The 21425-nt window shown below is 65.2% G+C and carries 19 protein-coding genes and 2 tRNA genes; 15 read left to right on the forward strand and 6 right to left on the reverse strand.

Features of this window, described 5'->3' with window-relative positions:
• The first annotated feature begins 180 nt into the window (after positions 1 to 180).
• Entirely contained in the window at positions 181 to 2364 is a 2184-nt protein-coding gene (locus D3261_RS10135) for a right-handed parallel beta-helix repeat-containing protein (protein ID WP_120072053.1), read from the forward strand.
• A gap of 244 nt (positions 2365 to 2608) precedes the next feature.
• On the opposite strand, the gene D3261_RS10140 is transcribed toward D3261_RS10135, so the two are convergent.
• Positions 2609 to 3553, reverse strand: coding sequence for a hypothetical protein (locus D3261_RS10140; protein WP_120072010.1), 945 nt, complete (start codon positions 3551 to 3553; stop codon positions 2609 to 2611).
• Between the two features lie 224 nt (positions 3554 to 3777).
• Positions 3778 to 3850: transfer RNA gene (locus D3261_RS10145), tRNA-Asp, on the reverse strand.
• A gap of 241 nt (positions 3851 to 4091) precedes the next feature.
• Here D3261_RS10145 and D3261_RS10150 point away from each other — a divergent pair.
• From D3261_RS10150 to D3261_RS10195, 10 genes are read left to right on the forward strand one after another with little or no spacing between them, the layout of a single operon-like run.
• On the forward strand, positions 4092 to 4322 hold the full coding sequence (locus D3261_RS10150; protein ID WP_120072012.1) for a DNA-directed RNA polymerase subunit H: 231 nt from the start codon (positions 4092 to 4094) through the stop codon (positions 4320 to 4322).
• Positions 4322 to 5881: a DNA-directed RNA polymerase subunit B'' gene (locus tag D3261_RS10155; RefSeq protein ID WP_120072014.1), complete on the forward strand. Its 1560-nt coding sequence runs from the start codon at positions 4322 to 4324 to the stop codon at positions 5879 to 5881. Before D3261_RS10150 ends, D3261_RS10155 begins: the two co-directional genes overlap by 1 nt.
• A gap of 1 nt (position 5882) precedes the next feature.
• The gene (gene rpoB / locus D3261_RS10160; RefSeq protein WP_120072016.1) at positions 5883 to 7724 is read left to right on the forward strand and encodes a DNA-directed RNA polymerase subunit B; all 1842 of its coding nucleotides are present in this window, start codon (positions 5883 to 5885) and stop codon (positions 7722 to 7724) included.
• 21 nt (positions 7725 to 7745) lie between these two features.
• The gene (locus tag D3261_RS10165; protein WP_120072018.1) at positions 7746 to 10703 is read left to right on the forward strand and encodes a DNA-directed RNA polymerase subunit A'; all 2958 of its coding nucleotides are present in this window, start codon (positions 7746 to 7748) and stop codon (positions 10701 to 10703) included.
• Positions 10696 to 11880, forward strand: a complete 1185-nt coding sequence (rpoA2, locus tag D3261_RS10170) for a DNA-directed RNA polymerase subunit A'' (RefSeq protein ID WP_120072020.1) — start codon at positions 10696 to 10698, stop codon at positions 11878 to 11880. The genes D3261_RS10165 and rpoA2 overlap by 8 nt, the downstream gene beginning before the upstream one ends.
• A 1-nt stretch (position 11881) precedes the next feature.
• Complete coding sequence (locus tag D3261_RS10175) at positions 11882 to 12301, forward strand: NusA-like transcription termination signal-binding factor (protein WP_120072022.1); 420 nt, start codon at positions 11882 to 11884, stop codon at positions 12299 to 12301.
• Positions 12302 to 12357: 56 nt separating this feature from the next.
• Entirely contained in the window at positions 12358 to 12894 is a 537-nt protein-coding gene (locus tag D3261_RS10180) for a GNAT family N-acetyltransferase (RefSeq protein WP_120072024.1), read from the forward strand.
• A gap of 50 nt (positions 12895 to 12944) precedes the next feature.
• Positions 12945 to 13697, forward strand: a complete 753-nt coding sequence (locus D3261_RS10185; protein ID WP_120072026.1) for an NAD(P)/FAD-dependent oxidoreductase — start codon at positions 12945 to 12947, stop codon at positions 13695 to 13697.
• Between the two features lie 58 nt (positions 13698 to 13755).
• Positions 13756 to 14184 (forward strand): 30S ribosomal protein S12, encoded by a 429-nt coding sequence (locus D3261_RS10190; protein WP_007691533.1) that lies wholly within the window; start codon positions 13756 to 13758, stop codon positions 14182 to 14184.
• Entirely contained in the window at positions 14181 to 14834 is a 654-nt protein-coding gene (locus tag D3261_RS10195) for a 30S ribosomal protein S7 (protein WP_120072028.1), read from the forward strand. The genes D3261_RS10190 and D3261_RS10195 overlap by 4 nt, the downstream gene beginning before the upstream one ends.
• 213 nt (positions 14835 to 15047) lie before the next feature.
• Here the strand turns inward: D3261_RS10195 and D3261_RS10200 are convergent, their stop codons facing one another.
• Positions 15048 to 15797, reverse strand: coding sequence for a DUF5781 family protein (locus D3261_RS10200; RefSeq protein ID WP_120072030.1), 750 nt, complete (start codon positions 15795 to 15797; stop codon positions 15048 to 15050).
• Positions 15798 to 16180: 383 nt separating this feature from the next.
• Between D3261_RS10200 and D3261_RS10210 the strand changes: the two genes are divergently transcribed.
• Positions 16181 to 18367, forward strand: a complete 2187-nt coding sequence (locus D3261_RS10210) for an elongation factor EF-2 (protein ID WP_120072034.1) — start codon at positions 16181 to 16183, stop codon at positions 18365 to 18367.
• Between the two features lie 503 nt (positions 18368 to 18870).
• Positions 18871 to 19137, forward strand: coding sequence for a hypothetical protein (locus D3261_RS10215; protein WP_120072036.1), 267 nt, complete (start codon positions 18871 to 18873; stop codon positions 19135 to 19137).
• A 185-nt stretch (positions 19138 to 19322) separates the two neighbouring features.
• Here the strand turns inward: D3261_RS10215 and D3261_RS10220 are convergent.
• Positions 19323 to 19407: transfer RNA gene (locus D3261_RS10220), tRNA-Ser, on the reverse strand.
• An 84-nt stretch (positions 19408 to 19491) separates the two neighbouring features.
• Here D3261_RS10220 and D3261_RS10225 point away from each other — a divergent pair.
• The gene (locus D3261_RS10225; RefSeq protein WP_120072038.1) at positions 19492 to 20439 is read left to right on the forward strand and encodes a MoxR family ATPase; all 948 of its coding nucleotides are present in this window, start codon (positions 19492 to 19494) and stop codon (positions 20437 to 20439) included.
• Positions 20440 to 20452: 13 nt separating this feature from the next.
• Here the strand turns inward: D3261_RS10225 and D3261_RS10230 are convergent, their stop codons facing one another.
• Positions 20453 to 20644, reverse strand: a complete 192-nt coding sequence (locus D3261_RS10230) for a hypothetical protein (RefSeq protein WP_120072040.1) — start codon at positions 20642 to 20644, stop codon at positions 20453 to 20455.
• Between the two features lie 197 nt (positions 20645 to 20841).
• Between D3261_RS10230 and D3261_RS10235 the strand changes: the two genes are divergently transcribed.
• Positions 20842 to 21060 (forward strand): zinc ribbon domain-containing protein, encoded by a 219-nt coding sequence (locus D3261_RS10235; RefSeq protein ID WP_120072042.1) that lies wholly within the window; start codon positions 20842 to 20844, stop codon positions 21058 to 21060.
• Positions 21061 to 21091: 31 nt separating this feature from the next.
• On the opposite strand, the gene D3261_RS10240 is transcribed toward D3261_RS10235, so the two are convergent.
• Positions 21092 to 21425 (reverse strand): hypothetical protein (locus D3261_RS10240; protein WP_120072055.1); only part of this gene is annotated, 334 nt, incomplete at its 5' end.

A 21425-nucleotide genomic window follows, 5' to 3' on the forward strand; every position in this document is an offset into this window, starting at 1 on the left:
ACACACACTACCACTCGCGCGGTCGAACCCCGCTCGGGTCGCGATCCGGGATATTTTCGGTGTCTCGTCCCTTCGAAGTATCTTTGACTGGCACGAAACGTGACCACGATCCGATGAAACGTAAGTAAATGCAACTAACTGGCCAGAAGCGGTATTTTACGGATGCCTAATTAGCAGATGATGCCGCGCAACGGAGCACGCGATGATAGCGACAGCACAGACAGTGGTTTCAAACCAAGCCGACGGTCGTATCTCAAGGCTGCAGGGGCAGCCGCCGTCTCGGTACCGTTGCTCGCTGGGGAGGGGGCAGCGGCGACCGAGCGCCACGGGATCAGCTTCGACAACGTCGTCGACATGGGCGGTACCGGCGACGCCTCGAGCGCGATCGAGTCGGCTGCTGCGGACAACACCCTGCTGAAGTTCCCGTCCGGGACCTACGACCTCACCGGCCGGACCAACGTCAGCGGGAAGAGTAACTTCGGGATCGTCGGCGAGGGCGACGTCACGTTCACCGTTCCTGATGGTTTCGAAGACAAGATCCTGAACATCAACGGGGGCAGCGGTGTTCTCGTCGAGAACATTACCATCGACCAGAGTAACGCTGCGCCATGTGTGCAGGTCGCGCCTGACGATGATCTCCAAGTCCACGGTCTGGAGATGCCCGCAACGGGTGGATACGACCGAAGCGATGGTTCGGCCGCCAATGCGTTCAACCCGATGGTGCGGTCGTCGGGCGGTTCGGGAACGGTCACGAACCTCCTTCTTCACAACGCAGGGGAGATGGGTGCGTACTCCCGCGTCGGTGTCTGGATCGGCGAGGAGAACAAGGGTACGATCACCCTCCGCGACTGCAACGTCGAGGGCTTCTCGAACAACGGCGTCTACGCCAGCCGGACGCCTGGCGAGGTGCACGTTGAGGGTGGCGTCTACAAGAACAACGACCTCTCCCAGGTCCGGATCGGCAGCAGCGGAAGCTACATCGACGGTGTGAGCATCGAGGTCGACACCGACGAGAGCCGGTCTGACAACCCCGGCGAGATGAACAACGGTTCCGGTATCCGTCTCGAGAAAGGCTCGGGCGCGGTGGTCCGGAACTGTGACATCAGTATCGGCTCCGACGCCAACTCCAACGGTGGGATCACCGTGTTCGATACTAATGGCGCGTTCACGATCGAGAACACCCGGATCGAGTTCAACGCCGATGGCTACGGGATCCGCGGTACAGCCCCGAGCGGTGTTTCCGGCGACGTGGCCGCCACGCTCAAGAACGTGAGTGTTACCGGCGGTTCGTCCAGCAAGGCGTCCATCCTCATCGAGGAGCGCGACGGTACCACGATCGAGGACTGCTGTGTCCAGACCGGCAGCGGCCGAAAGGGTGTTTACCTCCGAAACTGTGGCGACAGCACTATCTCGAACACGACCATCGACGCCGGTGGGAAGCCGCTCCAGCTCTCGGGCAGCAACGTAACGGAGAGCGGTATCAGCTACGGCGGCTCCTGTCCCGCCCCGAGCCTCTCGTCGTCGAGCTACGAGGGCTCCTCGGTGTCGTCGGTCGAGGACGATTCCTCGTCTGATGACTCGGACGAAGAATCCTCGGACGACTCCGACGATTCGGATTCGAGCGAGGATTCCGAGGACTCCTCCTCGGACGAGTCGTCGAGCGATTCGGAGGAGGAATCCTCTGACGAGTCCGATTCGGACGACTCCGATGAGTCGGATTCGAGCGAGGACTCCGAGGACTCCTCCTCGGACGATTCGGACTCCGAAGACGACTCTGACGAGGGCGACTCCGATTCGGACGATTCGTCGGGCAACGACGACGGCTCGGGCTCGGACAACGAGCTCAGCGGGGACATCGACGAGTCCGACATGCCGGAGCCCGAGGACAGCGCGAACCTCGTCATCACCGACACCAGCACCGAGGGCGGCCGCATCCCCTACGAGTTCACGACGAGCGGCGACCTCGAGAAGTCACAGACCGGCGGTGCGACCCAGGACGACAACGACGACATCTCGGGCAACACCGCGACGGGCGGCGTCCAGAGCTACCGTGACGCCTACGAGTACGAAGGCGAACTCGTCGCGCTCGAAGTCGAGGACTACGCGACGATCAAACTCGACGACGACGCCGGCACCATCACGGTGATGGGCGAGGACGAGTCGGGAACGGAGTACTCGCTCGAAGTCACCGGCACGCTCGAACACATCGACGACTCGACCGACCCGATCTCGGACGACGGAAGCTCGGTCTCGGGCGGCGTCGGCACGTTCCGTGACGAGTACAGCTACACCGGCAAACTCGTCCAGGCCTCGATCGAGGACTCGGCCTCGATCACCACCGACCCCGAGACGCTCGACGAATAATCGGCGTCGTCCCGGTCGTCCGGTGTTTTTACTCCGCTGACTTCGCTTTGAACCGAACTTTTCGGATTTTACGGTTTGAGACTCCTCGGTCTACACGCTCCCAGAGTCTAAGTCCGGTGGTTGCCGGCGACCCAACTACTTAGAGGTCACTTGATAAGTTGCGCTGTCATACTGTTTTGACGAGATCGGTTGCCAAACTCAACTCGCACAGATGCTCGTACAACTATCCGGCCGTCTCAAACGTCTATACGATATATCCGAGGTCTTCGAGACGGTCCGTGACGACATCGTCGTCGGTTTCCATATCGGCTGGTTCAGTCTCATCGCCGCGTTCGGGTGGGGCGACTGGCTCCTCGGCGAAGGTTTCTCGTCGAGGACCGTTGGTCGAGACGAGCCACGGAACCGTCAAGAGCTCATGCGTGTATATGCCGGGTGGGTGTCCATACTCGCGGAACGGAATCGGGAACGAGCGCTCACCGATCATCTGACCATGGTCGGCGGTGACGACCGTTCTTCCATCGAGTGTCTTCAAGAGGTCATCTACGTGTGGAAGCACGGCATCGAGGTTCTCTCGAAACGCCCGCCAGAGAACCGAATCGGGAAGATCGATGTCCCCGCGGTCGAGTGCGTCCCAGACTCGCATACTCCTGAGCTCCGGATACTCCTCCCCGGTCGGTCCGACCGCGGGGAAGTGTGGTTGGACGAAATGAACGAGCAGGCGCTTGTTCGGATACTCGTCAGCGGCCCGAGCGGCGTACTCGGCAGTCGTTTCGGGTCTGACGGTGTGGACCTCGTCGTCCCAGCCATCGCGCCAGACGTTGATCTCATGGTGAAAGCTCGCGGTGACTTCACCGCGGTTCCGATTCCAGTAGAGCATTGGGGTCGCCGCAACGTAGACGATGTCGTGAAGTTCGCGCCCATCGATATTGGCTTTGAGGAACTCGGTCGTCATCGATGCTCGAGAGCGCCGCTGCTCGAGAACACCCGGGAGCTCGTCCGCCCGGGCGGCGAACATATCGTACCGACAGGCATCGAGGATCAACAGGTTGTCCCAATCCGCGGCTGTGATGTCGATGCCGTCCGGGTCGTACGACCGCCGTCCAAGCCGGGTGTAGTAGAGACGATTCATCTCACGAACGAACAGCTTTGGCTGATCGATGACGCGTCGTAGCTGCCGAAGAGAATACATTGTCGTCACAATCCCCCGAATCGGCAATAATGCTTCGACGTCGGGTGGAGCCGAAGATGAGGTCCAGCTCCGATAACTGGAACTTCTCTCCAGGATTCGAACCCGACAGTAACGTTCCGATCCGCGCTCCCACACTGCGTACACGATGACCGTTTTCAAATCTCTTCGTGGATGCTTCGCTCGTCACGACGGTTCGCCCGCTCGCCACCACGAGTTCGGAAAAGCGCCCGGGGCGGGATTTGAACCCGCGTCACGACCGTGACAGGGTCGTATGATAGGCCACTACACCACCTGGGCACCGACAAATGACCGTTATCCGGACGGACGGTTAAACGTTTCCAAACCGACCGACGGCCGAGCCCGAAACGCTATATCCCGTCGCGTCGTGCGTCCGTCGAAATCGAGGCGAGGCAGCCATCCCCGACCGTCGGCCGCGACTCCGGAAGAGCGCCCGCTCGCGGTCGGAATGGTTAAGGTTCTGGACCGTATACACGCTGTAGTATCTCGTGATAGCCACTTCTCCCCCAGTTAGACACACATGGTAGACGTCGGCCAGCACACGCTCGTCCCGGAGCACACCGTCGTGGAGGACGACTCCGAGATCGACGAGGTGCTCGAAGAGTACGACATCAAACGCACCGACCTCCCGAAGATCAAACGCACCGACCCGGCGCTCCCCGACGAGGCCGCGACCGGCGACGTGATCCGGATCGTTCGGGACTCACGAACCACCGACCAAGCGGTCGTCTATCGGCTCGTCATCGACTAATGAACAGGGACACACGACGTTCGATCTCACGGGAGTACTTCTCCCAGGAACGGCTCGCAGAACACCACTTCAGCTCGTTCAACGACTTCCTCGGTCGCGGGATGCAGCAGGTCGTCGACGAGAAGGAGACCATCGACACCGACATCGGCGACAAGGAGGGCGAGGAGCCGGTCTTCGTCGAACTCGGCGACGTTCGGGTCGTCACCCCGCGGGTCCGGGAGGCCGACGGGAGCGAGGAGCGCCTCTACCCCCAGGAAGCCCGCCTCCGCAACATCACCTACGCCGCGCCGGTCTTCATGGAGATGGCGGTCGTCGTCGGCGGCGAGGAGGAAGAGGAGCGCGTGGTCGACACCACCGAGACCCAGATCGGGCGGCTGCCGATCATGGTCGGCTCCGAGAAGTGCAACATCTCGGGGATCGACGACGAGGAGCTCATCGAACTCGGCGAGGACCCCGCCGACCCCGGCGGCTACTTCATCGTCAACGGCTCCGAGCGGGTGTTGATGACGAGCGAGGACCTCGCACCGAACAAGATCCTCGCCGAGTACGACTCGAAGTACGGCGACGAGATCCAGGTCGCCAAGACCTTCAGCCAGCGCCGTGGCTATCGCGCGCTCGTGCTGTGTGAACGCAACCGGGAGGGGCTGCTCGAGGTCTCCTTCCCGAGCGTCTCCGGTTCGATCGACTTCGTGACGCTGGTTCGAGCGCTGGGGCTCGAATCCGACGAGGAGATCGTCCACCGGGTCTCGGACGACCCCGAGGTCGTGAAGTTCATGCTCGAGAACCTGGAGGAGGCCGACGTCCAGACCGAGGAGGAGGCGATCGAGACCCTCGGCGAGCGTGTCGCCAGCGGCCAGGGCAAGAACTACCAGCTCAAACGTGCCAACTACGTCATCGACCGCTACCTCCTGCCCCACCTCCACGAGGAGGGCGTCGACGACGAGGACGTTCGCATCAACAAGGCGTTCTATCTCTGCCGGATGGCCGAGGCCTGTTTCGAACTCGCGCTCGGTCGACGCGAGGCCGACGACAAGGACCACTACGCCAACAAACGGCTGAAGGTCTCGGGCGACCTGATGACCGACCTCTTCCGCACGGCCCTGAACAAGCTCGCGCGCGACGTGAAGTACCAGCTCGAACGCGCGAACATGCGAAATCGGCAGCTCTCGGTCAACACCGTGGTTCGCTCGGACGTGCTGACCGAGCGGCTCGAACACCCGATCGCGACCGGCAACTGGGTCGGCGGGCGCTCTGGGGTCTCCCAGCTCGTCGACCGAACGGACTACATGGGCGTGCTCTCCCACCTCCGGCGACTCCGCAGCCCGCTCTCGCGGAGCCAGCCTCACTTCGAGGCCCGCGACCTCCACGCGACGCAGTGGGGGCGTATCTGTCCCTCGGAGACCCCGGAGGGGCCGAACTGTGGCCTGGTGAAGAACTTCGCGCAGTCGATGGAGCTCTCCCAGGACATCGACGACGAACGGGAACTGAAACGAGAACTCGCCACGATGGGGGTCGAGGGGATCCCCGGCATCGAGGGCGTCACCCCGAGTGCAGACTAACATGAGCAGCCAAACCCAATCCAACGCACGCGACGCAAAGGTCTACGTCAACGGGAGCCTCGTCGGCACCCACGCCGACCCCGAGGGGCTCGCCCACCAGGTTCGCGAGGCGCGCCGTCGCGGCGACGTCGCCTCGACGGTGAACGTCTCGGTCAAGGACGGGACCAACGAGGTCATCATCAACGCCGACGCCGGTCGGGCGCGCCGACCGCTGATCGTCGTCGAGAACGGCGAACCGCTGATCTCCGAGGCGGAGGTCGAGTCGGTGATCGACGGCGAGTCGGGCTTCGACGACCTCGTGGAGGACGGATACATCGAGTTCATCGACGCCGAGGAGGAGGAGGACATCCTGGTCGGTGTCGACGAGGACGACCTCACGCCCGACCACACCCACCTCGAGATCGATCCCCAGCTCATGTTCGGTATCGGCGCGGGGATGATCCCCTACCCCGAGCACAACGCGAGTCCGCGTATCACGATGGGGTCGGGGATGATCAAGCAGTCGCTCGGGCTCCCCTCCGCGAACTATCGCATTCGGCCCGACACCCGCCAGCACCTGCTCCACTACCCGCAGCTCTCGATGGTGAAGACCCAGACCACCGAGCAGATCGGCTACGACGACCGGCCGGCGGCCCAGAACTTCGTGGTCGCCGTCATGTCCTACGAGGGGTTCAACATCGAGGACGCGCTCGTCTTGAATGGTGGTTCGATCGACCGCGCACTCGGTCGGTCACACTTCTTCCGGACCTACGAGGGCGAGGAGCGCCGGTATCCCGGCGGCCAAGAGGACCGATTCGAGATCCCCGACGACGACGTTCGGGGGGCGCGCGGCGAGGAGGCCTACACCCATCTCGACGAAGACGGATTGGTGAACCCCGAGACCGAGGTCAGCGAGAGTGCGGTGTTGCTCGGGAAGACTTCGCCTCCCCGATTCCTCGAAGAGCCAAACGACATGGGCGGGCTCAGCCCCCAGAAACGCCGCGAGACCAGCGTGACGATGCGCTCGGGCGAAGCCGGCGTCGTGGACACGGTGACGCTGATGCAGGGCGAGGACGGTTCCAAGCTCTCGAAGGTCTCGGTGCGCGACGAGCGGATCCCCGAACTCGGCGACAAGTTCGCCTCGCGCCACGGTCAGAAGGGCGTCATCGGACACATCGCGCCCCAGGAGGACATGCCCTTCACCGAGGAGGGCGTGGTGCCGGACCTGATCATCAACCCGCACGCGCTGCCCTCGCGGATGACGGTGGGCCACGTGCTCGAGATGCTCGGCGGAAAAGTGGGTTCGCTCGAAGGCCGCCGGGTCGACGGAACGGCCTTCACCGGCGAGGAGGAGGCGGAACTCCGCGGCGCGCTCGAAGAGCACGGCTTCGATTCGAGCGGTAAGGAGCGGATGTACTCGGGCGTGACGGGCGAGAAGATCGACGCCGAGATCTTCGTCGGGACCATCTTCTACCAGAAGCTCTACCACATGGTCTCGAACAAGATCCACGCACGTTCGCGCGGGCCGGTGCAGGTCCTGACCCGCCAGCCCACCGAGGGGCGCGCCCGTGAGGGCGGCCTCCGGGTCGGCGAGATGGAACGCGACGTTCTCATCGGGCACGGTGCGGCGATGGCGCTGAAGGAGCGCCTGCTCGACGAGTCCGACAGGGAGTTCATCTACGTCTGCGGCAACTGCGGGATGAGCGCGGTCGAGAACGTCGAACAGCGTCGGGTCTACTGTCCCAACTGTGGCGAGGAGACCGACATCCACGAGATCGAGATGAGCTACGCGTTCAAGCTCCTGCTCGACGAGATGAAGGCGCTCGGTATCGCGCCCCGACTCGACCTGATCGACGCGGTCTGATCTACTACTACCCCACAACCCATGAGCACCAACGCAACCCCCAAGGAAATCGGCGCGATCGACTTCGGGCTGATGAACCCGGAGGAGTACCGCGAGATGAGCGCGACGAAGATCATCACGGCCGACACCTACGACGACGACGGCTACCCCATCGACATGGGGCTGATGGACCCTCGACTCGGTGTCATCGACCCCGGCCTCGAATGTAGCACCTGCGGGCAACACTCAGGTTCGTGCAACGGCCACTTCGGCCACATCGAACTCGCCGCCCCCGTGATCCACGTCGGCTTCACGAAACTCATCCGACGGCTCCTGCGCGGGACCTGTCGGGAGTGTTCGCGGCTCCTGCTCGACTCGGCCGAGCGCGAGGAGTTCGCGACCCGCCTCCAGCGTGCCCGCGAACTCGACAACGACGTCAACGACGTCACGAAAGCCGCGATCCGCCAGGCCCGAAAGAAGGACCGCTGTCCCTACTGCGGCGAGGAGCAGTACGACATCCAGCACGAGAAACCCACGACCTACTACGAGGTCCAGGACGTGCTCGCCGCCGACTACCCGCAGCTGATCGCGGCGGCGATGCAGCCCGACGAGGACGAGGACAAGCCCGGGACCTCACCCCAGGAGCTCGCCGACGAGACGGACATCGAGCTCTCGCGTATCAACCAGATCTTGGGTGGCGAGTTCCGCCCGCGCGAGGAGAGCCGGAAGGCCATCGAGCGCGCGCTTTCGGTGGACCTCTCCGAGGAGGACCTCAACAAGCTGATGCCCTCCGATATTCGGGATTGGTTCGAGGACATCCCGGACGAGGACGTGGGTGTGCTCGGCATCAACGCCGAGCGCTCGCGACCCGAGTGGATGGTTCTCACCGTACTCCCGGTGCCGCCGGTGACCGCACGGCCCTCGATCACGCTCGACAACGGCCAGCGGAGTGAGGACGACCTCACCCACAAACTGGTGGACATCATCCGGATCAACCAGCGGTTCATGGAGAACCGCGAAGCCGGCGCTCCTCAGTTGATCATCGAGGACCTCTGGGAACTCCTCCAGTACCACGTCACGACCTTCATGGACAACGAGATCAGCGGGACGCCGCCGGCCCGCCACCGCTCCGGTCGGCCCCTGAAGACCCTCTCCCAGCGGCTCAAGGGCAAGGAGGGTCGCTTCCGTGGTTCGCTCTCCGGGAAGCGCGTGAACTTCTCGGCTCGCACAGTCATTTCGCCGGACCCGACCCTCAGCCTCAACGAGGTCGGGGTCCCCGAACGGGTCGCGAGCGAGATGACCCAGACGATGAACGTCAACGAGCGCAACATCGAGGAAGCGCGCCAGTACGTTCGCAACGGTGCGGAGGTCCACCCCGGTGCGAACCGGGTGATCCGCCCCGACGGCAAGGTGATGAAGATCCTCGAACAGGCGAAGGAGGAGCTGGCCGAGCGCATCGAGCCCGGCTGGCAGGTCCAGCGCCATCTGACCGACGGGGACATCGTGATCTTCAACCGCCAGCCGTCGCTCCACCGGATGTCGATCATGGCCCACGAGGTGGTCGTGATGCCGTACAAGACCTTCCGGCTGAACACGGTGGTGTGTCCGCCGTACAACGCCGACTTCGACGGCGACGAGATGAACATGCACGCCCTCCAGAACGAGGAGGCGCGGGCTGAGGCCCGCGTGCTGATGCGGGTCCAAGAGCAGATCCTGAGCCCGCGCTTCGGCGAGAACATCATCGGCGCGATCCAGGACCACGTCTCGGGAACCTATCTGTTGACCCACGACGACCCCGAAACCGGTGGGGTGCCGTCGTTCAACGAGACCCAGGCGCTCGACCTGCTCCGCGCCACCGGGGTCGATACGCTGCCCGACCCCGACGGCGAGGACGACCAGGGGAGACCGTTGTGGACGGGTCGGACGATCTTCTCCGAACTCCTGCCAAACGGTCTCGACCTCGAGTTCACGAGCTCGACCGGCGACACCGTGGTGATCGAGGGCGGCCAGCTCGTCGAGGGCACCGTCGACGAGGACGCGGTCGGCGCGTTCGGCGGCGAGGTCGTCGACACGATCGTCAAGCAGTACAGCGAGACGAGAGCCCGAGTGTTCATCAACGAGGTGGCCTCGCTCGCGATGCGGGCGATCATGCACTTCGGGTTCTCGCTCGGTATCGACGACGAGTCGATCCCCAACGAGGCCGAGGCCCAGATCGACGAGAGCATGGCCAACGCCTACGAGCGGATCGACGAACTGATCGAGACCTACGAGAACGGCGACCTCGAGAGCCTGCCGAGCCGCACGGTGGACGAGACCCTCGAGATGAAGATCATGCAGACGCTCGGGAAGGCCCGCGACTCCGCCGGTGACATCGCGGAGGACCACTTCGCGCGCGACAACCCCGCCGTGGTCATGGCCGAGTCGGGCGCGCGTGGCTCGATGCTCAACCTCACCCAGATGGCGGCGTGTGTCGGTCAACAGGCGGTCAGGGGCGAGCGGATCAACCGCGGCTACGAGGACCGCACGCTGAGTCACTACCAGGAGGACGACCTCTCGGCCGAGGCCCACGGCTTCGTCGAGCACTCCTACCGTGGCGGGCTCACCCCGCGTGAGTTCTTCTTCCACGCGATGGGTGGCCGCGAGGGGCTGGTGGACACGGCGGTCCGGACCTCGAAGTCCGGCTACCTCCAGCGCCGGCTGATCAACGCGCTCAACGAACTGGAGACCCAGTACGACGGCACAGTGAGAGACACCTCCGACAACATCGTCCAGTTCGAGTTCGGCGAGGACAACACGAGTCCGGTGAAGGTCTCCTCGGGTGTCGACAACGAGATCGACGTCGACGAGATCGCCGACCGCGTGCTCGCCGCGGAGTTCGAGGACGACGGCGAGACGTTCGCCCAGCCGACGAACCTCTCGGAGCACGCCGACGCGCGCACCACCGACCGCGCGACCACGTCGGATGCGCCGATCGACGTTCCGGAGGTGAGCGATGACTGAGATCACGACGGCGATCGAGACCGCCGTCGAGGGGACGACCCTCCCGAAACGCCTGAAGGACGAGGTCTACGAGACGATCGAGTCGCGCGAGGTCACCGAGGACGAGGCGACGTCGATCGTGAACGCGGTCGAGGACCGCTACCTCGACACGCGGGTCGAACCGCTCGATCCCGTGGGGACGGTGTCGGCCCAGTCGATCGGCGAGCCGGGCACCCAGATGACGATGAACACGTTCCACTACGCGGGCGTCGCGGAGATCGACGTCACGCAGGGGCTCCCCCGCCTCATCGAGCTCGTCGACGCCCGGAAGACGCCCGACACGCCGATGATGACGGTCTACCTCGACGGCGAGTACGCCACGGACCGGGAGAAAGCCCACGAGGTGGTCTGGAACATCGAGTCCACGCGGATCCTGGCGCTCGGCGACGTCTCGACAAACGTCGCGGACATGCTGGTCCAGGTCAGCCTCAACCAGCAGACCCTCGACGAACGGATGATCTCGGCCGAGGAGGTCGCCGAGATAATCGAGGACTCGCTCGGGGTCGACGTGGCCCGAAACGGGACCACGATCGAGTTCGGTCCGGCACAGCCGAGCTACCGCGGGCTGCTCCAGCTCGTCGAGGAGCTCCGCGAGATCGTCTTCAAGGGTATCGAGGACGTCTCGCGGGTCGTGATCCGAAAGGAGGAACTGGAGGAGGGCGAGGAGTTCGTGCTCTACACCGAGGGGTCGGCCTTCGGCGACGCCCTCGACATCGAGGGTGTCGACGCCTCCCGGACGACCTGTAACAACATCCACGAGGTCTACCGGAACCTCGGGGTCGAGGCGGCCCGCGAGATCATCATCGAGGAGACGATGAACACCCTCGAAGAGCAGGGGCTCGGCGACGTCAACATCCGCCACCTGATGCTGGTGGCGGACATCATGACCGCCGAGGGGACGATCGAGTCGATCGGTCGCCACGGCATCTCGGGCAGCAAGGACTCCGTCCTCGCACGCGCGGCGTTCGAGGTCACGGTGAACCACCTGCTCGACGCCGCGGTCCACGGCGAGGTCGACGATCTCAACGGTGTGGCCGAGAACGTCATCGTCGGCAAACCCATCAAGCTCGGCACCGGCGACGTCACGCTCCGGATGGGCGGGGCGACGGCCTCCGACGAGACCGAACCCGCGGACTGAGATGCGCGTCACGCTGTCGGACGCCGCCCGTCGACGCATCGGGCTGTTCGACGACGTCACGGGCGCGACCGCGCTCGACTGTCTGACCGACGAGACGGGCGTCTGTTTTCTGGTGGCCGCCGGCGAGATGGCCGACGCGATCGGACCAGACGGTCGGACGGTCAACAAACTCGAAGACCGACTCGGCGAGCGCGTCACGCTGGTCGAGACCGCCGACACGGCGGAGCGGTTCATCGCCAACGCGCTCGCGCCCGCGGTGGTGCACAACGTCACGGTCAGCGAGAACCGTAGTACAGTGGCCTACGCCGAGGTCGACCGGGCGGATACCGGCGTGGCCATCGGGCGCGACGGTCGCACCATCGACCTCGCGCGGCGGCTGGCGAAACGTCACTTCGACATCGACGAGATCGAACTGGTCTGAACCGACGGCATCGGGCGACCCACACGGTATATCTCCGCCCCAACCGACGGTTCGACATGGGCGTCTCCTTTCGTCAGCCCACGGACGATGACCCCGAACGGATCGTCGGGTGGACCGATTCACCGGCGGCACTGCTCCAGTGGGCCGGGTCCGTGTTCTCGTTCCCGCTCGACGCGGCACAGCTTCGTGGTCATCTCGACGAAATCAAGGACTCGGGATCGACACATCGGGCGTACGCCGCCGTCGTTGACGGTCGACTCGTGGGCTACCTCGAACTCGCCGACATCGATCGTGAGAACCGCTCGGCCCGCGTCGCGCGCGTGATCGTCGATCCAGCCGAACGCGGGAACGGCTACGGCACGGCGATGATGCGCGAAGTCGTCCGGATCGGATTCGACGAACTGGATCTCCACCGGATCGGCCTCCGCGTGTTCGACTTCAACGAGCCCGCGATCGAGTGCTACGAGACCGTGGGCTTCGTCCGGGAGGGCGTGCTCCGCGACGTCTACCGACACGGTGAGGAGTACTGGTCGCTGGTGACGATGCGTTGCCTCGAAACCGAACGGCCGTCGGGCGAGCGATCCGGATTTTAGGCAGGCCGAAAAACCGAAACCGCTTTTCGTTTCGACGGCAGTGCTCCCGTATGGTAGCTTCCACCGCGGACGCGGGATCGAGCGCCGAGGTCGTCGTCGTCGGCGACGGCATCGCGGGTCTCTCGGCGGCCATCTTCACCGCCCGGCACGACCTGGAGACGTTGGTCCTCGGCGACGGCGAGTCGATCCTCCGACGGAACGCCCATCTGGAGAACTATCCCGGGTTTCCAGCGGGGATCAACGCGCGACTTCTGTTGGAGATGATGGGCGAGCAGGCCGACCGCGCCGGCTGCGACCGACGGGAGGCGACCGTGACGCACGTCGACCCCCTCGACGAGGGGTTCGCCGTCGAGACGGCCTTCGGGGACCGGTACGAGACCCAATACGTGATCGCCGCCACACGGAACGCGGTCGGCTATCTCGCCGACATCGAGGGACTCGGGGTCATCGACCGCGGGAAGACGTTCCTCGAAACCGACGAACGCGGTCGAACGGGTGTCGAGGGGCTCTACGCCGCGGGTCGGATCGCGGAGAAACCCTATCAGGCGGTCGTGAGCGCCGGTCACGGTGCGGAGGTGGCCGTCACGTTGCTGGAGGACGACGACCGGCCGTTCTACCACGACTGGGTGACCCCCGAGGGCTACTTCACCGGACGTGGTCGCGACCTCCCGCCGGGCTGTGAGGAGGTCGGCGACGACGAGCGCCGGCGGCGAGAGGACGAATCGCGGGACGTCGTTCGGGAGTACGTCGCCGAGCGCCACCCGGACGACCAGCAAACCCATCCGAGTCTCAGGGAGGAGTAGTCGTGCCGTCCGCTCGAAACGGGAGGCATAAGTGCGCCCGTCGGATATGGGTGACATAATGGCTAACGGCAAGTACGCAGGGCGAAAGCTCAAAAAGGACCGCCAGAACCACCGGTGGTCCGACTCGAAGTACGCCCGCCGCGCCCGCGGGCTCCGCGAGAAGACCGACGCGCTCGAAGGTGCGCCACGAGGTCGGGGTATCGTGCTCGAAAAGGTCGGGATCGAGGCCAAACAGCCCAACTCGGCGATCCGTAAGTGTGTGCGGGTCCAGCTGATCAAGAACGGCAAGCAGGTCACGGCCTTCTGTCCCGGCGACGGCGCGATCAGTTTCATCGACGAGCACGACGAGGTCACCATCGCGGGTATCGGTGGCGCGAAGGGTCGTGCGATGGGCGACCTCTCGGCGGTCAACTACAAGGTCGAGAAGGTCAACGGCGTATCGCTGATCGAACTCGTTCGCGGCAACGCGGAGAAACCCGTCCGATGAGCGAGAGCGAAGCCCCCGAGACCGAGGAGGAAGAACAGGGAGAAGCGGAAGAAGAGGTCGTCGCCGAGGAGGAGGCCGAACACGAGGCCACCGCCGGCGCGAAGCTCTTCGAGAAGTGGGACGTCACCGGGATCGAGTACGTCGACCCGAGCACCGAGCGCTATCTCAACGTGACGCCGGTCGAGCACACGATGGGTCGTCACGCGAGCAAGCAGTTCCAGAAGAGCGAGATCTCGGTCGTCGAGCGGCTGATCAACCGGCTGATGCAGACCGGCGAGAACACCGGGAAGAAACAGCAGGCGACCCGGATCGTCCGCGACGCCTTCGACCTCGTCCACGAACGCACCGACGAGAACCCGGTTCAGATCCTGGTGCGCGCGGTCGAGAACGCCGCGCCGCGCGAGGAGACGGTGCGGCTCAAGTACGGTGGGATCTCGGTCCCGCAGGCCGTCGACATCGCCCCCCAGCGCCGGGTCGACCAGGCGCTGATGTTCCTCGCCCAGGGCGCGTACAACGCCTCGTTCAAGTCGCCGACCGACGCCCACGAGGCGCTCGCCAGTCAGCTCACGGGCGCGGCGGACTACGACGTCCAGAGCTACGCGATCAACCAGAAGGAAGAGCGAGAGCGCGTCGCGGCCGCCGCACGCTGACGGAACCGGCTCCTCGGTCCGACGCGAGTTCGATTCGTCGTGTTCCTGTTTCGCAACACTGCCATAGCCGTGGCGAGGCTCGACGAGACCGTTCGGTACTGACGTGAGTACTGTCCGCGAGACGGGAGTCCTTTCGTGGCGATGCCGGCGGCGAGGCCGGTCGAGTCGTTCACTCGGTGGTGCGTCCGAAGGTGGTCCGTCTGCATCGAGCGCTCAGTCGGCGGCGTAGCCCGTGCGGATCGCGTACTCGCGGGTCGCCTCGACGAGCGTTCGGCGGTACTCGCTGGCGTCGGGGTCGTCTGCGAGCGTGCGGAAGCGGCGTTTGAAGGCGGGCAGGTCGACCCCGGCGGCGTCGTCGGCGGCGGCGTGGGCGAGGTCGTAGAGGCGGTGGTCGTCGGGGATGCAGTCGTGGCGTTCGAGGAGGGCGAGCGCGAACGCGGCGTTCACCGCCGTGATGTTCGGGTCGGCGGCGGGGGTGAGGCGTTTCCAGGTCGGCGGGTCGACGGGTCTGTCGGCGAGCGCGCTCGCGAGGCTGGATTCGAGGAAGGCGACGAGTCGATCCGCGGGGGCCACGCTCAGGGTGATGTCGTCGGCGTAGATGTCCTTCATGTGATTCGCGATCTGATAGCACTGGGTGAGGGTCCGGCGCTCGACGGTGTGGCCCGCGAGCGCGAGGGTGATCGCTTCTCCCGTGGACTGGATGTGGGAGGGGTGGGACTGCTCGTACCGGCGCATGTGCGAGTACTCGTGGAGGGCGAGCGGGCGGGCCATCGCGCTGCTCGCGGCCTGGCGCGAGATGTTGAGGACGTGGCGGTCGTCGTAGTGGGCGGTCCACGTCCGCGAATCCGGGTCCTCGCGGATCGTGACCTCGACGGGTAAGTCGAGGTCGTGCTCGGTCTCGAAGAGGTCGCACGCCCCGAGAAACGGCTCGGTTGGGCCGGGCGACTGCACGCGAACATCCATGTGTATCAGTACCAGGGGGTTGCCCGGTATGACTCTTGTGCCGGCCTCGTGGTCGTGGTTCCCGGGGACGGATCGAGTTCGTTCGCTCCCCCCGAAACGCCGAAAGACTCGCCCGGCTCGTCTTTCGAGCCTCGCGTTCTCTCGCTCCGCTCGTTCACGCGAGACACCGTCGTTTCGCTCCGCTCACGACGTGCTTTACGCTCGCTCCGCTCGCGTGAAACACCCTCACTTCACTCCGCTTGTGACGAGCTTCCGCCTCGCTCCGCTTGGCGGAAACACCGATGGACTTACATCGTTCGTCCATCGAGCCTCGCGGTCACTCACTTCGTTCGCTCCCCCGAAACAGCACCCTTTTGACCTTCCTTCCGGTAGGATTTCGTATAATGGGCCGACGTAAACAGATCGTCCAAGAGTGCGAGCGACTGATGGACAAACCGGAGAACATCCGGAACATCGCCATCGCCGCCCACATCGACCACGGGAAGACCACCCTGACCGACAACCTGCTCGCCGGTGCGGGCATGATCTCCTCGGACCTGGCGGGCGAGCAGCTCGCGATGGACACCGAGGAGGACGAGCAGGAACGCGGGATCACCATCGACGCGGCGAACGTCTCGATGACCCACGAGTACCAGGACACCAACCACCTCATCAACCTCATCGACACCCCCGGCCACGTCGACTTCGGTGGCGACGTGACCCGTGCGATGCGTGCGGTCGACGGCGCGCTCGTCGTGGTCGACGCCGTCGAGGGCACGATGCCCCAGACTGAAACTGTGGTCCGGCAGGCGCTCCGTGAGGGCGTCAAGCCCGCGCTGTTCATCAACAAGGTCGACCGCCTCATCAACGAGCTCCAGGAGGGCCCCGAGGAGATGCAGGAGCGCCTCCAGACCGTCATCGGCGACGTCAACGAGCTCATCCGCGGGATGGCCGAGGACAAGTACGAGAACGAGGGCTGGAAGGTCTCCGTTCAGGACGGCACCGTGGCCTTCGGCTCCGCGCTCTACAACTGGGCCACCAGCCTGCCCCAGATGCAGGAGACGGGTATCGATTTCGGCGACATCATCGACTACAACCGCAACGACAACATCGACGAGCTCCGCGAGCACTCGCCGCTCTCGAACGTCGTGCTCGACATGGTCGCCGAGCACTTCCCGAACCCCGAGAAGTCCCAGCCCGAGCGGATCCCGACCGTCTGGCGTGGCGACGACTCGACCGACCTCGCCGAGAGCATGCGTCTCGTCGACGACGAGGGCGAGGTGGTCTTCATGGTCACCAGCATCTCGATCGACCCCCACGCCGGCGAGATCGCGACCGGCAGGCTGTTCTCGGGCACCATCGAACGCGGGCAGGACCTCTACGTTTCGGGGACGGCAGGACAGAACCGTGTCCAATCGGTCGGGCTCTTCATGGGTGGCGAGCGCGAGGAGGTCGACCGCATCCCCGCCGGCAACATCGCGGCCGTCACCGGCCTCCGGGACGCGATCGCGGGCTCGACCGTCTCCTCCGTGGAGATGACGCCGTTCGAGTCGATCGAGCACATCTCGGAGCCGGTCATCACGAAGTCCGTCGAGGCCCAGTCGATGGACGACCTCCCGAAGCTCATCCAGACCCTCCAGCAGGTCTCGAAGGAGGACCCGACCATTCGGGTGGAGATCAACGAGGACACGGGTGAGCACCTGATCTCCGGCCAGGGTGAGCTCCACCTCGAAGTCATCACCCAGCGTATCGAGCGCAACCAGGGGATCCCGGTCACGACCGGCGAACCGATCGTCGTCTTCCGGGAGGCGGTCCAGCAGGCCTCCGAGACGGTCGAGGGCCAGTCGCCGAACCGCCACAACCGCTTTTACATCACCGTCGAACCGCTCTCGGAGGACATCGTCGAGACCCTCCAGCTCGGCGAGGCCTCGATGGACATGCCGGAACTCGAACGCCGCGAGGCGCTCCAGGAGGCCGGCATGGACAAGGACACCTCCCAGGCGGTCGAGGAGATCCACGGCACCAACATCCTCATCGACGAGACGAAGGGTATCCAGCACCTCAACGAGACGATGGAGCTCGTCATCGAGGGCTGGGAGGAGGCGCTCGACGACGGGCCGCTCGCCGCCGAACCGGTCCAGGGCACCCTCATCCGGCTCCACGACGCGCGCCTCCACGAGGACGCCATCCACCGGGGTCCGGCACAGGTCATCCCCGCCGTTCGCCAGGCCGTCCACGGCGCGCTGATCAACGGCCGCATCTCGATGCTCGAACCGATCCAGAACGTCCGCATCGACGTTCCCTCCGAGCACATGGGTCCCGCCTCGGGCGAGATCCAGGGTCGCCGGGGCCGCGTCGACGACATGTACCAGGAGGGCGACCTCATGGTGGTCGAGGGCGTCGCGCCGGTCGAGGAGATGATCGGGTTCGCCTCCGACCTCCGCTCGGCGACCGAGGGCCGCGCCTCGTGGAACACCGAGAACGCCGGCTTCCAGGTCATGGCCGACAACCTCCAGCCCGAGACCATCCGCGAGATCCGCGAGCGCAAGGGCATGAAGCTCGAGCTGCCGGCCGGCGTGGATTACTTCTAACCACTTTTTTCCTCCTCGGGTTAGCTCGTGGTTCGAAAGACGCTTCGCGTCTTTCGTCATCACGAGACGGCGAAGCCGTCTCGAACGACTTCGCTCGCTAACCACTCGTCGCAATAACCTGGAGTAAAAAGGCTGCTCGCTCACTTCGTTCGCTCGCAGTACAACCACTAACCCCTCCGCCCAGCACCGCTACCACACCCGCAAGCTGCACAGCACCGCCACCGCCGAAGCCCTCCGCGCGCTCACTCCGTTCGCGGTGTTCGCTTCGCTCACACCAGTGCGCTCCGCCCTTCATCCGCCAGGAGAGCTGTGCTCTCCTGAGCCTCGGTTCGCGCCTGCGGCGCTCACCGAGACGCCAGGCCCGCACCGCAACCGCACGGCGGCCGCTACCACACCCGCACGGCGGCCGCAACCGCCACACCGCTGCCCCGCCACCGCACCGCGACCGCCCGCCGGCGGGCGGCCATCCACAGACCGAAGGTCACGGAGCGCGTTGTCGAACCGTGAGCGACGAGTACGTGGTCGAGGTCAAATCGTCCGCGCGCCGCGCCAGCCGAACGGCCGGCGAGTGGGTCCACGAACACGGCCGCCGGCGCACCTTCGAGTCGGAGGCGCTCGCCCGCGAGTGGGCGCACACCGATGCCGACGGCCGGGTCTGGGTCCAGAACGCGGCCCCGCACGACGCAAGCTCGGTCGACGGCTACCTCGTCGCCGGTCGCCGCCCCACGAGAACTCGCGCGACCTCGACCCAATCGATCATCGGCGGATAGCTGTCGCTTGCTGGGTGAAATCGAAGAATGCGCCGGGGGTGAGATTTGAACCACGCACGGACGTTCCTGCTCGCTCGTTACACTCGCTGTGCGGGCTGCGTCCGTTCTCGTTCAAATCACACGGCCTAGCGTATCTGCTGAACACACCAGCGACTGCGTCGCTCGTGGGGTGAAATCGAAGAATGCGCCGGGGGTGAGATTTGAACTCACGTGTCCGTGAGGACAGTTGCTTTCGAGGCAACCGCCTTGGCCAGGCTAGGCTACCCCGGCTCATCTATCGATCCGGCGGACGCCCTGTTATCCGTTTCGGTCTCCGATCGCCATCACTAAGCGCCCCGCCACACCCGTTTGGGCATGGATGTCACGGCGGCGAACGAGGAGATCGACGCGGTTCTCGACGCTCTCGGTACGACCGTGATCGCCGAGCGCTCGCTGCTCGAAACCGTGCTGCTGGGCGTGATCGCCCGCGGTCACGTCCTGTTCGAGGACGTCCCCGGCACGGGCAAGACCCTGATCGCCCGGAGCACCGCCCGCGCGCTCGGGCTCTCCTTCTCACGAGTTCAGTTCACCCCCGACCTCCTGCCCGCCGACGTCACGGGAACCCACATCTACAACGAGGGGACGGGCGAGTTCGAGTTCTCGCCCGGTCCGGTGTTCGCGAACGTCGTGCTCGCCGACGAGATCAACCGTGCGCCGCCGAAGACCCAGGCGGCGCTCCTCGAAGCCATGGAGGAGGGCCAGGTCACCGTCGACGGCGAGACCCACGCCCTCCCGGAGCCCTTCTTCGTGCTCGCGACCCAGAACCCCGTCGAGATGGCGGGCACCTTCGAACTTCCCGAGGCCCAGGTCGACCGCTTCCTCGTCAAGACCGCGATCGGCTACCCCGACGAAGCGGGCGAGGTCGAACTCCTCCGCCGGCGGGCAGCTCGCGAAGCACGCAGCCCGGCGACCGAGGAAGTCCTCTCGGCCGAACGCGTTCGCGCGCTACAGACCGTCCCCGAGACCGTTCGCGTCGACGAGGACCTCCTCGCCTACCTCGTCGCCATCGCGCGGGCGACCCGCCAGCGCTCGACGTGTTCGGTGGGGGTCTCGCCACGAGGTACCCAACGGCTCTTCGAGGCCGTCCGCGCCCGCGCGGTGCTCTCCGGTCGGGAGTTCGTCACGCCCGACGACGTGAAAGCCATCGCCCCCGCCGTCTGTGCGCACCGCCTGGTGCTCACGCCGGATGCCGCGGTCGAGAACGTCGAAAAACGGTCGGTGGTCGCCGACGTGCTGGACTCGGTTCCGGTGCCGACGGTTTGACCCGTCGAAGTCGTTACTCGGCCGCTTTCTGTTTGAGGTATATCGCGAAGCCGATCATCGTCGGCGGCCAGAGCCCGATGAACATCCCGCGCTGCTCGTTGCCGCGGACGTAGTACTCATAGAGCGCGAGCGCGACCGAGCCGACCGCCCCGAAGGCGAGGTACGGCGCACCTGATTCGTCCGGGACCGCGTCTGTCTCTGACATTGCAACCCCGCTTCGGTCGGGACCCGAATACACCCCCGGAACGGGCCGGTTCCTTCCGTAGCCGCTACCCTGATACGAGTTCAGTTACCGGTCGTTTCCGCGAGAAAAATCCCCAGATGCCCGGCGCGAACCGGGCGAAAGCGAGGTCTCGATCGGGGACGAAACGGATAATTTAGTACCGACATGTATGCTCGTAAGTGACATCCACAGCGGACGACGAGCAGGGCTGTCCGAAGTGCGGGCACACCAGAGTCGACGTCGGCGAGATGTCGACGACGGGCGGCGTGCTCTCACGGATGCTCGGCGTACAGACGAACAGTTTCAAAGTGGTGTCGTGTACCAACTGTGGCTACTCCGAACTCTATCGCGACACCATCTCGGGATCGAACGATATCACCGACGTCTTCTTCGGCTGATGGCGGGCGGCGCGACACGCCAGCAATAGTCCTATGGCCGGAGAGCGATCGCGAGCACCACCGCGCCACAGAGCAACACGACCGGTGCGAGCGCCGGCCCGCCGCCGACGAACCGATAGACCAGTGTGCCGACTATCGCCGCCCCGAGCGCGAGCCCCGTACTCGCACCGGCGTGGACGAGTTCGAGCCGCCTCGTCTCGGCCGCCCGCCCCAGCTCCGAACCGAGGTCGATGGCGAACGTGGCGACGTCCCACGCGACTACCGCACCGGCGGTCGAAAGCAGGAGGAGTTCGGGTGGCGCGTCGGCGAGACCAGCCAGCAGGATGCCGCAGAACACCCCCGCAGCCCCGAGGGTGACCTGTCTC

This window comes from Halococcus sp. IIIV-5B (assembly GCF_003602035.1).
GTDB lineage: Archaea > Halobacteriota > Halobacteria > Halobacteriales > Halococcaceae > Halococcus > Halococcus salsus.